The sequence below is a fragment of the Lysinibacillus sp. FSL R5-0849 genome (assembly GCF_038595075.1).
Classification (GTDB): Bacteria; Bacillota; Bacilli; order Bacillales_A; family Planococcaceae; genus Lysinibacillus; species Lysinibacillus fusiformis.
In genome coordinates, this window is record NZ_CP152004.1 from 118,715 (window position 1) to 131,999 (window position 13,285).

The 13,285-nt window shown below is 42.0% G+C and carries 9 protein-coding genes, 2 tRNA genes and 2 rRNA genes; 11 read left to right on the forward strand and 2 right to left on the reverse strand.

The window, feature by feature from the left end; translation table 11 throughout:
• Window positions 1-55 precede the first annotated feature (55 nt).
• From MKY80_RS00615 to rrf, 4 genes are all read left to right on the forward strand, one after another.
• Window positions 56-132: transfer RNA gene (locus MKY80_RS00615), tRNA-Ile, on the forward strand.
• A 12-nt stretch (window positions 133-144) separates the two neighbouring features.
• Window positions 145-220 (forward strand) — tRNA-Ala (locus MKY80_RS00620).
• A 213-nt stretch (window positions 221-433) separates the two neighbouring features.
• Window positions 434-3,361 (forward strand): 23S ribosomal RNA (locus tag MKY80_RS00625).
• A 186-nt stretch (window positions 3,362-3,547) separates the two neighbouring features.
• Window positions 3,548-3,663: ribosomal RNA gene (rrf, locus tag MKY80_RS00630) — 5S ribosomal RNA — on the forward strand.
• Between the two features lie 91 nt (window positions 3,664-3,754).
• Here rrf and MKY80_RS00635 read toward each other — a convergent pair.
• Window positions 3,755-4,426, reverse strand: coding sequence for a LytTR family DNA-binding domain-containing protein (locus tag MKY80_RS00635; protein WP_089986845.1), 672 nt, complete (start codon window positions 4,424-4,426; stop codon window positions 3,755-3,757).
• A 214-nt stretch (window positions 4,427-4,640) separates the two neighbouring features.
• On the opposite strand from MKY80_RS00635, the gene aceA reads away from it, so the two are divergent.
• Together aceA and aceB are read left to right on the forward strand one after the other, a co-directional pair.
• Complete coding sequence (aceA, locus tag MKY80_RS00640; RefSeq protein WP_089986846.1) at window positions 4,641-5,924, forward strand: isocitrate lyase; 1,284 nt, start codon at window positions 4,641-4,643, stop codon at window positions 5,922-5,924.
• 103 nt (window positions 5,925-6,027) lie between these two features.
• Window positions 6,028-7,626: a malate synthase A gene (aceB, locus tag MKY80_RS00645; RefSeq protein ID WP_342531465.1), complete on the forward strand. Its 1,599-nt coding sequence runs from the start codon at window positions 6,028-6,030 to the stop codon at window positions 7,624-7,626.
• Between the two features lie 225 nt (window positions 7,627-7,851).
• Here the strand turns inward: aceB and MKY80_RS00650 are convergent, their stop codons facing one another.
• The gene (locus MKY80_RS00650; RefSeq protein WP_089986848.1) at window positions 7,852-8,517 is read right to left on the reverse strand and encodes an O-methyltransferase; all 666 of its coding nucleotides are present in this window, start codon (window positions 8,515-8,517) and stop codon (window positions 7,852-7,854) included.
• A gap of 130 nt (window positions 8,518-8,647) precedes the next feature.
• On the opposite strand from MKY80_RS00650, the gene MKY80_RS00655 reads away from it, so the two are divergent.
• The 5 genes from MKY80_RS00655 (at window position 8,648) to MKY80_RS00675 (ending at window position 13,221) form a co-directional block, all read left to right on the forward strand.
• Complete coding sequence (locus MKY80_RS00655; protein ID WP_089986849.1) at window positions 8,648-9,538, forward strand: LysR family transcriptional regulator; 891 nt, start codon at window positions 8,648-8,650, stop codon at window positions 9,536-9,538.
• Window positions 9,539-9,611: 73 nt separating this feature from the next.
• Window positions 9,612-10,007, forward strand: a complete 396-nt coding sequence (locus MKY80_RS00660; RefSeq protein ID WP_089986850.1) for a GntR family transcriptional regulator — start codon at window positions 9,612-9,614, stop codon at window positions 10,005-10,007.
• A 37-nt stretch (window positions 10,008-10,044) separates the two neighbouring features.
• Window positions 10,045-11,106, forward strand: coding sequence for a DUF5808 domain-containing protein (locus tag MKY80_RS00665; protein WP_258954985.1), 1,062 nt, complete (start codon window positions 10,045-10,047; stop codon window positions 11,104-11,106).
• A gap of 73 nt (window positions 11,107-11,179) precedes the next feature.
• Window positions 11,180-11,851, forward strand: a complete 672-nt coding sequence (locus MKY80_RS00670) for a response regulator transcription factor (protein WP_036148215.1) — start codon at window positions 11,180-11,182, stop codon at window positions 11,849-11,851.
• Window positions 11,848-13,221, forward strand: coding sequence for a HAMP domain-containing sensor histidine kinase (locus MKY80_RS00675; protein WP_089986852.1), 1,374 nt, complete (start codon window positions 11,848-11,850; stop codon window positions 13,219-13,221). Before MKY80_RS00670 ends, MKY80_RS00675 begins: the two co-directional genes overlap by 4 nt.
• Window positions 13,222-13,285: the final 64 nt, after the last annotated feature.

The following is a 13,285-nucleotide window of genomic DNA, read 5'->3' on the forward strand; positions in this document are numbered from 1 at the left end:
GATTACGTTTTGCGTTCAGTTTTGAAGGTTTATTAATAATATAAAACTTCCAAGAGGGCCTATAGCTCAGCTGGTTAGAGCGCACGCCTGATAAGCGTGAGGTCGATGGTTCGAGTCCATTTAGGCCCACCATATATACCTCTTGGGGCCTTAGCTCAGCTGGGAGAGCGCCTGCCTTGCACGCAGGAGGTCAGCGGTTCGATCCCGCTAGGCTCCACCAAACTTGTTCTTTGAAAACTGGATAAAACGACATTGAAATTGTAACAAACACATTTATTTTTTAAGTTTTTTTATAGGCTTAATAACATTAAAAGATTTCAAGACACGAGCAATTCTAGGAAGCAATCGAGTAAATGAAGGAGCGTACTTCAGTACGTGACTGATTGAACGAGTGAAGCTGACAACGAAATGTGATGTGTATTGGAAGCTGATAGGTTAAGTTATTAAGGGCGCACGGCGAATGCCTTGGCACTAGGAGCCGAAGAAGGACGGCACTAACACCGATATGCTTCGGGGAGCTGTAAGTGAGCTTTGATCCGGAGATTTCCGAATGGGGGAACCCACTACGTTTAATCGCGTAGTATCTTGACGTGAATACATAGCGTCTTGAAGGCAGACCCAGGGAACTGAAACATCTAAGTACCTGGAGGAAGAGAAAGAAAAATCGATTCCCTGAGTAGCGGCGAGCGAAACGGGAAGAGCCCAAACCAAGAGGCTTGCCTCTTGGGGTTGTAGGACACTCAATACGGAGTTACAAAAGAGCGAGTTAGATGAAGCGACTTGGAAAGGTCCGCCAGAGCAGGTAAAAGCCCTGTAGTCGAAAGTTCGTTCCCTCCTGAGTGGATCCTGAGTACGGCGGAACACGTGAAATTCCGTCGGAATCCGGGAGGACCATCTCCCAAGGCTAAATACTACCTAGTGACCGATAGTGAACCAGTACCGTGAGGGAAAGGTGAAAAGCACCCCGGAAGGGGAGTGAAAGAGATCCTGAAACCGTGTGCCTACAAGTAGTTAGAGCCCGTTAATGGGTGATAGCGTGCCTTTTGTAGAATGAACCGGCGAGTTACGATTACGTGCGAGGTTAAGCTTTAGAAGGCGGAGCCGCAGCGAAAGCGAGTCTGAATAGGGCGAAATAGTACGTGGTCGTAGACCCGAAACCAGGTGATCTACCCATGTCCAGGGTGAAGGTAAGGTAACACTTACTGGAGGCCCGAACCCACGCACGTTGAAAAGTGCGGGGATGAGGTGTGGGTAGCGGAGAAATTCCAATCGAACTTGGAGATAGCTGGTTCTCTCCGAAATAGCTTTAGGGCTAGCCTCGTGATGAGAATACTGGAGGTAGAGCACTGTTTGGACTAGGGGGCCATCCCGGTTTACCGAATTCAGACAAACTCCGAATGCCAGATATTTATACACGGGAGTCAGACTGCGAGTGATAAGATCCGTAGTCAAAAGGGAAACAGCCCAGACCACCAGCTAAGGTCCCAAAGTAATCGTTAAGTGGAAAAGGATGTGGCGTTGCACAGACAACCAGGATGTTGGCTTAGAAGCAGCCATCATTTAAAGAGTGCGTAATAGCTCACTGGTCGAGTGACGCTGCGCCGAAAATGTATCGGGGCTAAACGATTCACCGAAGCTGTGGATTGACATCTACGATGTCAGTGGTAGGAGAGCGTTCTAAGTGCGTTGAAGTCAGACCGGAAGGACTGGTGGAGCGCTTAGAAGTGAGAATGCCGGTATGAGTAGCGAAAGACGGGTGAGAATCCCGTCCACCGTATGACTAAGGTTTCCTGAGGAAGGCTCGTCCGCTCAGGGTTAGTCGGGACCTAAGCCGAGGCCGATAGGCGTAGGCGATGGACAACAGGTTGATATTCCTGTACCACCTCCTCACCGTTTGAGAAATGGGGGGACGCAGTAGGATAGGGCAAGCGCGCTGTTGGTTATGCGCGTCCAAGCAGTAAGGCGTGTGTGTAGGCAAATCCGCACACTGTAACGTTGAGCTGTGATGGCGAGTCCGTATGGACGAAGTTCCTGATTTCACACTGCCAAGAAAAGCCTCTATCGAGGTGAGAGGTGCCCGTACCGCAAACCGACACAGGTAGTCGAGGAGAGAATCCTAAGGTGTGCGAGAGAACTCTCGTTAAGGAACTCGGCAAAATGACCCCGTAACTTCGGGAGAAGGGGTGCTCTTGAGCGTGCAAGCGCATGAGAGCCGCAGTGAATAGGCCCAGGCGACTGTTTAGCAAAAACACAGGTCTCTGCAAAACCGTAAGGTGACGTATAGGGGCTGACGCCTGCCCGGTGCTGGAAGGTTAAGAGGAGTGGTTAGCGCAAGCGAAGCTGCGAATTGAAGCCCCAGTAAACGGCGGCCGTAACTATAACGGTCCTAAGGTAGCGAAATTCCTTGTCGGGTAAGTTCCGACCCGCACGAAAGGCGTAACGATCTGGGCACTGTCTCAACGAGAGACTCGGTGAAATTATAGTACCTGTGAAGATGCAGGTTACCCGCGACAGGACGGAAAGACCCCGTGGAGCTTTACTGTAGCCTGATATTGAATTTTGGTACAACTTGTACAGGATAGGTAGGAGCCAGAGATCTCGGAGCGCCAGCTTCGAAGGAGGCGTCGGTGGGATACTACCCTGGTTGTATTGAAATTCTAACCCATGCCCCTTAGCGGGGCAGGAGACAGTGTCAGGCGGACAGTTTGACTGGGGCGGTCGCCTCCTAAAAGGTAACGGAGGCGCCCAAAGGTTCCCTCAGAATGGTTGGAAATCATTCGTAGAGTGTAAAGGCACAAGGGAGCTTGACTGCGAGACCTACAAGTCGAGCAGGGTCGAAAGACGGGCTTAGTGATCCGGTGGTTCCGCATGGAAGGGCCATCGCTCAACGGATAAAAGCTACCCCGGGGATAACAGGCTTATCTCCCCCAAGAGTCCACATCGACGGGGAGGTTTGGCACCTCGATGTCGGCTCATCGCATCCTGGGGCTGTAGTCGGTCCCAAGGGTTGGGCTGTTCGCCCATTAAAGCGGTACGCGAGCTGGGTTCAGAACGTCGTGAGACAGTTCGGTCCCTATCCGTCGTGGGCGTAGGAAATTTGAGAGGAGCTGTCCTTAGTACGAGAGGACCGGGATGGACACACCGCTGGTGTACCAGTTGTCTTGCCAAAGGCATCGCTGGGTAGCTATGTGTGGACGGGATAAGTGCTGAAAGCATCTAAGCATGAAGCCCCCCTCAAGATGAGATTTCCCATTACGCAAGTAAGTAAGATCCCTCAAAGACGATGAGGTAGATAGGTTCGAGGTGGAAGTGTGGTGACACATGGAGCTGACGAATACTAATCGATCGAGGACTTAACCAAAAAGTTTGAAACATTCAATGAACCGTTTATCCAGTTTTGAAAGAATAATTTCTTTTATGAAGGGTTTCAAGATACGAGTAGTTCGAGGAAGCAATGGAGAGAGGGAAGGAGCGTACTCAAGTACGTGACTGACTGAACGACAGCAGCTGACGAAGAAATGCTATGTATATTGAAAGCCGAAAATAGTCTAGTGATGATGGCAAAGAGGTCACACCCGTTCCCATACCGAACACGGAAGTTAAGCTCTTTAGCGCCGATGGTAGTTGGGGGCTTCCCCCTGTGAGAGTAGGACGTCGCTAGGCACTAGAAAGACCAGAGAATCTTTTCTCTGGTCTTTTTTCGTTTTCAACAGAAAAAATTAAAGCTGTCTCTGGAGTAAGACAGCTAATATATTTAAAACTTAAGCGCACTTCTCAAGTTATTGATATATGATTGACTCACTGGTAATTCACTACCATCCATTAATGTAATAATAAAGTTTGATGTCAAATCACGCGCCATTTTTTTTATAAAATAAATATTTACGATATAGGATCTATGAATACGAATAAAGTATGATGGTAATCTTATTTCAAGTTCTTTAAGGGTGATGCTCGTTTTAAATTGTTCGCGCTCTACATAAAACCATGTCTTTTTTTGAAGACTTTCAATATGCGATACTTTATTAATGGCTACAGGATTCCATTCTTCATCTTGTTTTCCTGTTATAAACTCAAATGGTTCTGTCTTTTTAGTAGTGAAAGTAGATGGCAGTATGACTACTAGAGCTGCTGGTTCATCCTGAATGAGTATCGGATAGCCGATACCGTAAAAGGGTGTATCGCATGACAAATTATCTAAAATTGTTTCTGTTTTTTTCTGTGTGCGCAATACTTGATCGGCAATACTTCCAGGTAACACTTGTTGACCCATTTCTAAATGGATACTCGGATGCCCTGGTTGAATAAAGATATAAGAATTATTAACGGCAATTGCAATGGATGAATCAGTAGGAATCCAATCGCTCAACATTGAAATATATTGTTCTGAAATATCTTTTGCACATGATTTTAATTCATTGTTCATTGTGAATATCCCCCTTGTTTGTAAATAACCATCCAAATTTCGTCGCAAAAAAGGATAGCTTTGTCATAAAAATTTGGTCTTTTATCAAAAAATAATGAAAATTCAAATACTCTGTTATATATTAATTTACAACAAATAAACCTGTTATGGAACAGTGGTTTAAAAGTTTTTTAACAGAGTATATTGTACACAAAGGGGAAGGTGGAATTTCAATATGTCAACTCGTCAAGAAAGAATCGGAGCTTTAGAGAAACAATGGGCTGAAAACCCTCGCTGGGCTGGTATTGAACGCACATATTCGGCTGAAGAGGTTATTAAACTACAAGGTACTGTAGTAATTGAACAAACTTTGGCAAAAAAAGGTGCTACTCGACTATGGAATTCATTACATGAGGAGCCGTTTATTAATGCATTGGGGGCATTAACGGGGAATCAGGCGGTACAGCAAGTTAAAGCTGGACTCAAAGCTATCTATCTATCAGGCTGGCAAGTAGCTGCGGATGCAAACCTTTCGGGTCAAATGTATCCAGATCAATCACTATACCCAGCCAATTCTGTACCAGCAGTAGTTAAACGAATTAATCAAGCACTTCAACGTGCAGATCAAATTGATCATGCTGAAGGACGTGTCGACCAATTTGACTGGTTTGCTCCAATTGTAGCAGATGCAGAGGCAGGTTTTGGAGGACCTCTTAATGTATTTGAGCTTGTTAAAGGCATGGTGGAAGCAGGGGCAGCTGGTGTTCACCTTGAAGATCAGTTAGCTTCAGAGAAGAAATGTGGTCATCTAGGCGGTAAAGTTTTACTTCCAACACAAAACGCTGTACGTAATTTAGTAGCTGCGAGATTAGCGGCTGACGTTATGGGTGTTGATACAATTCTTATCGCTCGTACAGATGCTGATGCTGCGGATATGGTTACTTCAGATATCGACCCACGTGATGCAGAGTTTATTACTGGTGAACGTACTCCTGAAGGTTTCTTCCGTACAAAGGCAGGCATCAAACAAGCAATTGCTCGTGGCTTAGCTTACGCACCATACGCTGATTTAATTTGGTGTGAAACTTCTAAACCATCTCTTGAGGAAGCTCGTGAATTTGCAGAAGCTATTCATGCGGAATTCCCAGGTAAAATGCTTGCATACAACTGCTCACCTTCATTTAACTGGAAAGCAAATCTTTCAGAAGAGGAAATTGCAGAGTATCAGCGTGAGCTTGGTAAGCTAGGTTATAAATTCCAGTTTGTTACTTTAGCAGGATTCCATGCATTAAACCACTCTATGTTTGAGTTGGCACATGATTATAAAGATAATGGTATGGCTGCATATTCTAAGCTACAGCAAGCTGAGTTTGCTTCCGAATCTAAAGGCTATACAGCGACACGCCATCAACGCGAGGTAGGTACTGGATACTTTGATGAAATTTCTCAAGTTATTTCAGGTGGTACTTCTTCAACAACGGCAATGGCTGGATCGACAGAAACTGAACAGTTCGTATAAAAAATACGTGTTTTCCTAAATTCATAATCATAGAGTAGTCTCCTCCGCTCCTCCTAAAGCGGAGGAAGACAAAACTAAAATCGCAAAGGTGGGTAAACAACTAATGAAACAAGCAACGACAGGTAAGCTTAAAATTGTTGGAGAACAAAATGAGCATACAAATGAAATTTTAACGCCTGAAGCTCTTGAGTTTGTTCTTGCCCTGCACGAGAAATTTGATGCTCGCCGTAAAGAGTTATTGAATGCTCGTCAGAAACGCCAAAAGCGTCTAGATGCGGGAGAGAAACTAGATTTCTTACCTGGAACAAAGCATATTCGTGAAGGTGATTGGTCAATTGCACCTCTTCCACAAGATTTGCAGGATCGGCGTGTTGAAATTACTGGGCCGGTTGACCGTAAAATGGTTATTAATGCTTTAAACTCTGGAGCAAAGATGTTTATGGCTTGCTTTGAGGATGCTTCTTCTCCAACATGGGAAAATATGATTGGTGGTCAAATTAATATGCGTGATGCTATTAATAAGACGATTGAGTTTACACAAGCATCTAATGGAAAAACGTATAAACTAAATGCTGAAACAGCCGTGTTACTAGTTCGTCCTAGAGGCTTACACCTGCTTGAAAAGCATGTACTTGTTCATGATGAACCGATTTCTGGAAGTTTCTTCGACTTTGGTTTGTATCTATTCCATAATGCAAAAAATGCACTGGCAAAAGGAACGGGGCCGTACTTTTATCTTCCGAAGCTTGAAAGCCATTTAGAGGCTCGTCTATGGAATGATATCTTTGTATTTGCCCAAGATTATATTGGCATTCCACAGGGCACTATAAAAGCTACTGTATTGATCGAAACCATTTTGGCGGCATTTGAAATGGATGAAATTTTATATGAGCTACGTGAACATTCAGCTGGTCTGAATTGTGGACGTTGGGACTATATTTTTAGTTATATTAAACGCCTTCGTAATCAAGCGGATGTTATTTTACCAGACCGAGGTCAAGTTACAATGATCGTCCCATTCATGAAGGCTTATACATCTTTATGTATTCAAACTTGTCATAAGCGGAACGCACCTGCAATGGGCGGGATGGCTGCACAAATTCCTGTTAAAAATGATGATGAAGCGAATGCGGTGGCATTTGCAAAGGTTGCTGAAGATAAGCGACGTGAAGCAACAGAGGGGCATGATGGTACTTGGGTAGCGCACCCAGGTATGGTGGCAACAGCAATGGAGCAATTTGATGCCATTATGACGACCCCCAACCAAATTCATAAAAAGCGTGAGGATGTACAAGTTACTGCAGATGATTTAGTAGCTGTACCTGAGGGCACAATTACCCTTGAGGGACTTCGTGTTAACTGTAGTGTTGGTGTACAATATATTGCTTCATGGCTTAGTGGTAATGGAGCTGCACCAATTAACAATTTAATGGAGGATGCTGCGACAGCAGAAATCTCTCGTACACAAGTGTGGCAGTGGGTTCGACATCCAAAAGGTATTTTAGATGATGGGCGCGGCATTACTTTAGCGTTTGTCCTTGAAATTCTGGAAGAAGAGCTTGTCAAAATTAAAGAGGCTGTTGGGGAACAAGCCTATAACAGTGGTCGCTTTGAAGAAGCCGCTGAACTGTTTAAATCCTTAATTGAGCAAGATGAATTCGCGGAATTCTTGACACTTCCAGGCTATGAAAAATTAGCGTAAATGAAAATCCACTAAAAACATATTCAGCTTTCCTACAAAGTAAAATATGACGGGGTCTGTTCCCCCGTTACTAGTGAGATGAGCACAATTGTATTAAAGGGGTCTAATTATAAAAGTAATTTAGAGGAAAAAGATGTCCTACGAGCTTAGATGGGGAGCTTATAAGACATCTTTTTTAATTAATCCGCGTAACTGTTTTTCCAGGCTACGCGGATTTTTTCTATATTAATTGACTATGGCCAGGACAAAGCCATCATAGCCTTTGACGCCAACCGTTTGTATTGCTGTTGCTTCAATACGGGGCTCCTCTTTTAGCAGATCTATAAATTGCTGTACGCCGCTAACACGTTCGTCCATACTATTTATATCTGTGATAGCACCATTCCGCACTACATTATCCGCAATAATAACAGCACCTGAATTCGCTAGCTTTACTGCCCACTTTAAATATTCAGGATTATTGGGCTTATCTGCATCAATAAAAATGACATCAAAAAAATGTCCCCTTTTTTTCAAGTCTGGCAATGTATCCAACGCTGGACCGACGATAATTTCAATCTTTTCCTCTAAGCCTGCATGTCGTATATTTTTACGAGCGACAGAGGCATAGTCTTCATTAATTTCTAAAGTCACCACTTTCCCTTCTTTTGAAAGAGCTTGAGCTAAGCATATACTGCTATACCCACCAAGTGTGCCAATCTCTAATACATTAACGGCTCCTTTCAATTTAGTTAGTAAATACAAAAATCTCCCTTGAGTTGGGGATACATCAATTTCAGGTATACCTGCAGCTTTATTTGCCAGTAGTGCAGCGGTAAGACAGCTGTTATCTGGTAGAAGTTTATCCGTAAAATAATTGTCTACATTATGCCAAACATTTAACTCTGTCATCGTACAGCCCTCATTTCTATGTCATTTAAAAAGTGCAAGCTTGCATTTAGAGTGTATGATAAAATGAATCATAAAAAAAATATATTATAATTATTCATATATAACTAAATGTTATGGATAGGAGAAAATGATGAATATTCATGGCTTAAAATTGTTTTATCACGTTGCTACTACTGGTAGTTTCACAAAAGCGGCAGAATTATTATGTATAAGCCAGCCTGCTGTTTCGAGCCAAATTAAACGATTTGAGCATGAATTAGGCGTACAACTTTTTAAGCAGCAGGGGCGAGGGGTCGTACTTACCGAGTTTGGCATAGCTCTAACGGAGAAGGCTCAACATTTGATGGCCCTTGAACAGCATATAGAAACATTTGTAGAAGAGTATCGCCTTGCCAAAGCAGGGGATTTACATATAGTATCTACTTATCTACCAGCCAATTTTTTAATTCCTAAATGGGCAGCTACTTTTAAGGCAGCCAATGAACATGTAAATTTAATGATTACAACTACCAATACAAAGGATGCCTTTGAGCAACTAATACACTATAAAGCCGACATTGCCATTTATGGCGGAGGAATTTCTGAGAGACCTAAAGAAATATGGTGGGAGGAATTATATGAGGATGAACTATGGTTTGTGGTGTCACCCCATCATAGGTATGCTCATCAAACTATTACATTAATTGAAATGTTTCAGGAGCCATTTATTATGAGAGAGAAAGGGAGCTCGATGAGAGAGCATCTATTTTCCTTATGTCAAACGTACCAAGTAGAGCCACCAAAAATTGCGTTACAATTTAATGGGATCAATGAAACCATACGTTCTGTTATAGCGGGATATGGAGCCAATTTTATTTCATCCCTGGCAGTTAGGGAATATGTCGAGAGTGGGCAATTGGCAAGGGTCTATATAAAAGATATACATCCCGTTAAACATAAAATTTCCATTTGTACGAGAAAAAAAGAAAAGCAAAATTTGCTGGTGCAAAATTTTATCGAGACGATTAAGCGCTCACTATAAATAGTTTTTCCTTCATGTACATTTGAAAAATATTTGTTATACTAAACATATAACAAATATGGAGCTGATAAACATGTTTATTCAAATAGAGCCGCAATCTGACGTTCCCATCTATGAGCAGGTGACACGTCAAATCATTGAAGGGATAGCAAGAGGAGATATGAAGCAAGGAGAGACCTTGCCATCTGTTCGGAGTTTAGCTGCTGATTTAGGCGTTAATATGCATACTGTAAATAAAAGCTATCATGAATTAGAGGCTAAAGGCATAATAGCTATACGCGCGAAATCGGGAGCCATTATATGTTCAACAGAGGAGAAGGCTTTGACGCCAGAACAATTACGACAAATTGAAAAGAATTTAAAGCCTGTTGTGGCAGAAGGTATGGTGCTCGGCGCAACAGTAGAACAAATTGAGCACATGATGAAAAAGGTGTTCGCAGACTTGCATATTCCAGCAGAGGGAGTGTAGCAATATGCTACTTGGTGTTTTTATATCTATTTACATCATGACATTAGTTTTACAAATAATCGTTCCTTTTATTGTACGTGAGACCATTGTTTTTGGGGTCACTGTGCCAGATCAAAATATTAAGCATCCTGCCCTAGCTAATGTGAAAAAACGTTACGCCCAAATAGTCGGAGGCACTGGCGTGGTGTTTTTAATTGTTATGATTATTAGTTACAACTTGCTTACTTCTGAATCCATTCAAGGTATGTTTTTACTCGGTTGTTTATGGAGCATGCTTACAGTGAGTATGGGGCTATACTGGGTATATCACCAAAAGATATCAGCCTTAAAAAGGCAGGAGCAGTGGGGCGTAAATCTTAAACAGGTACGTGCAGTCGATCTCACAGCACGAAGCCGTGATGAGATGCTTCCTTGGTCATTCTTTGCTGTGCCCTTAGTGATATCAGGATTTTTAATTATTTATACAATCCTTCATTACGATCAAATGCCAGCTAATATAGCTGTACATTGGGGACCAAGTGGAGAGGCAGATGCTTGGAAAAGCAAGACGTATTTAACGGCCATTTCATTGCCTCTTGTTATGCTTATGATGCAATTCATGATGTGGGGCATTACTGATTCGATAAAGCGTTCTGCCATCAAAATAGCGGTAAATCGCAAGGAGGAATCACTAGAGGATCAGCTAAAAACTCGAAAATTTATGAGCTGGCAAATTTTATTAGTAAGCTATGCTATAACAGTGTTATTAACGGTGCTACAACTTAGTAATATTTATCCTTCCATGACTGTAGGCTATAAGCTATTACCGCTATTTGTTTTATTTTTAGCTGTTGTAGTCGGTTCTCTTTTAATTTATGTTGTGAAAAAGCGCAAATATAGAGTTCGCTATGAAAAAAATATTGATTCACAGGTCATGGATGTGGATGAAGATCGTTATTGGAAGGGCGGTTTAATTTATATGAATCGTCAGGATCCTTCTGTTTTTGTAGAGAAACGTTTTGGGGTAGGGTGGACGATGAACCTTGCCAATCCAAGAGGATATATTGTCATTGGGTTACCTTTTCTCTTATTGCTGTTGATTTCTATATTTTCGTTATAAAATAATAAGGATCTATGATGAAAAATTCGTTCCAAGTGAGCGAATTTTTTTCATATTGACTGGAGGTAAGCAGATGAAAATTCTTGTTGTCGATGACGATGTGCATATTTTACAGCTAGTAAATATTTATTTAACAAAAGAGGGCTATCAAGTGTTACGTGCGGAAAATGCTCAGCAGGCACTAGCATTACTTAACGGGAATCTACCCGATTTAGCAGTCGTAGATGTGATGATGCCAGGGATGGATGGATTCACACTGACCGAGACTTTAACACAAGATTACGATATTCCTGTTTTATTATTAACAGCAAAGGGTGAGCTTGAAGATAAAGAGCGAGGCTTTTTAGCCGGCTCAGATGATTATGTTGTGAAGCCCTTTGAGCCAAAGGAATTATTATTTCGTATAGCCGCTATCTTGCGTAGATTGGATAAGAAAAATCAAATAACCATCCAAGTGGGCCATCTAGTAATCGATCGTCGTAGCTTCGAGGTTATTATTGGAGAAGAGACACTTATCTTACCTTTAAAGGAATTTGAATTGCTGGCGTTATTGGCATCACGTCCTAACCAGGTATTTACAAGGAGCTATATAATGGAGCAAGTATGGGGCTATGACTATGATGGGGACGAGCAAACATTGAATACGCATGTGAAGCGGGTTCGAGAAAGATTAAATCGTTTTGATACGGCTGTTGAAATCATCACGGTACGAGGCGTTGGCTATAAGCTAGAGGCAACGTCATGAAGACTTTATATAGTAAATTTGTAATGACCACATTGCTAGTGATGATAGGGAGCTTGTGTATTGGTTTTTTAGCGACGAATACATATTATCATCAAGTCGTAAAAGAAAAAAACGATACAAAAAACGTTGTCATCGCACAGGGGATTGCGCAATATATTGAGACTGCTAAGCCCGAGGATTTAAATAATTATTTCATGACACTTGGCGAAATTGGCTATCAAATATATGTAACCACTGGCGAGGAAGGGCACTTTTTTGGTGGCGATTATCGGGATAAGACTTTGTCTGAATCCGTTGTAAAGCATGTTTTAAATGGTGAGGTCTATCATGGTATGCGAGATTTTCCAAAAGAAACGTTTGTAACAGGCTTTTTTGCTAATGAGTTAATTAATACAATTGGTGTGCCATTTACGTATGAAAATAAGTCCTATGCATTGTTCGTAAGACCGGATATTCGCTTATTGTTTTCGGAGGTACATACATTGCTTGGTGGATTAATGCTCGTCATGATAGTGCTCAGTTTACTGGCCATGCTACTATTTGCTAAGGCACTAATTCGTCCCATTACAAAGCTAACAGCGGCAACTCAACAGCTTGCACATGAAAAGTTTGATACCGTTTTGGACATTGACCGTAATGATGAATTAGGCCAATTAGCTACTAGTTTTAATATAATGACAGAAAAATTACAGGAGAATGATCGCGTGCGAAAGGAATTTATAAGTAATGTATCGCATGATTTTCAATCCCCTTTATTAAATATTCAAGGATATGTTGACTTACTAAAAAATCCTTTGCTGAAGGAGAAGGAAAGACGGGAGTACGCAGCCATTATCGAATTGGAAACAAAACGCTTATCAACTTTAACGAAGCAGTTATTGTTATTAACATCGCTTGATCAATCGACACGAATAATCAAACGTGAGCGTTACCGATTAGATGAACAGCTAAAGGAAAGCGTACGAAAATATCGCTGGCAAATGGAAGAGGCTCAGCTCCAAATCACTTACAAAATGGAGCAAGTTATTTTTAATGGAGATGCAGGGCTTCTACAAAATGTGTGGGACAACTTGCTGACAAATGCGATTAAGTACAATGTGGAGGGAGGTCAAATACATCTAGATTTACAGCAAAAACCTGCTTCGCTTGCAATCCTTGTTGAGGATAATGGAATAGGTATGACTGCAGATCAATTAGCAAAAGTTTATGACCGTTTTTATCGAGCAGACACTTCTAGAACGAAGCAAGGGACAGGATTGGGACTAGCAATTGTCAAGCAAATCGTAGAGCTACATGGAGGCACTGTCCATATAGAAAGCGCAGTCAATGCGGGGACAAAGGTATATATAGATCTCCCCATTTTGTCATGAGGAGTTCATGTAAAGTTCATGTTCTCCCGATAGACTGCTACTTAGTTGAAACAAACTAAGGGGG

What these genes read in the sequence shown, in the direction of transcription:
- MKY80_RS00655 (WP_089986849.1), top strand. Translation starts at nt 8,648, where the DNA reads ATGAATATTCATGGCTTAAAATTGTTTTATCACGTTGCTACTACTGGT.
- MKY80_RS00660 (WP_089986850.1), top strand. Translation starts at nt 9,612, where the DNA reads ATGTTTATTCAAATAGAGCCGCAATCTGACGTTCCCATCTATGAGCAG.
- MKY80_RS00670 (WP_036148215.1), top strand. Translation starts at nt 11,180, where the DNA reads ATGAAAATTCTTGTTGTCGATGACGATGTGCATATTTTACAGCTAGTA.
- MKY80_RS00675 (WP_089986852.1), top strand. Translation starts at nt 11,848, where the DNA reads ATGAAGACTTTATATAGTAAATTTGTAATGACCACATTGCTAGTGATG.
- aceB (WP_342531465.1), top strand. Translation starts at nt 6,028, where the DNA reads ATGAAACAAGCAACGACAGGTAAGCTTAAAATTGTTGGAGAACAAAAT.
- MKY80_RS00665 (WP_258954985.1), top strand. Translation starts at nt 10,045, where the DNA reads ATGACATTAGTTTTACAAATAATCGTTCCTTTTATTGTACGTGAGACC.
- MKY80_RS00650 (WP_089986848.1), bottom strand. Translation starts at nt 8,517, where the DNA reads ATGACAGAGTTAAATGTTTGGCATAATGTAGACAATTATTTTACGGAT.
- MKY80_RS00635 (WP_089986845.1), bottom strand. Translation starts at nt 4,426, where the DNA reads ATGAACAATGAATTAAAATCATGTGCAAAAGATATTTCAGAACAATAT.
- aceA (WP_089986846.1), top strand. Translation starts at nt 4,641, where the DNA reads ATGTCAACTCGTCAAGAAAGAATCGGAGCTTTAGAGAAACAATGGGCT.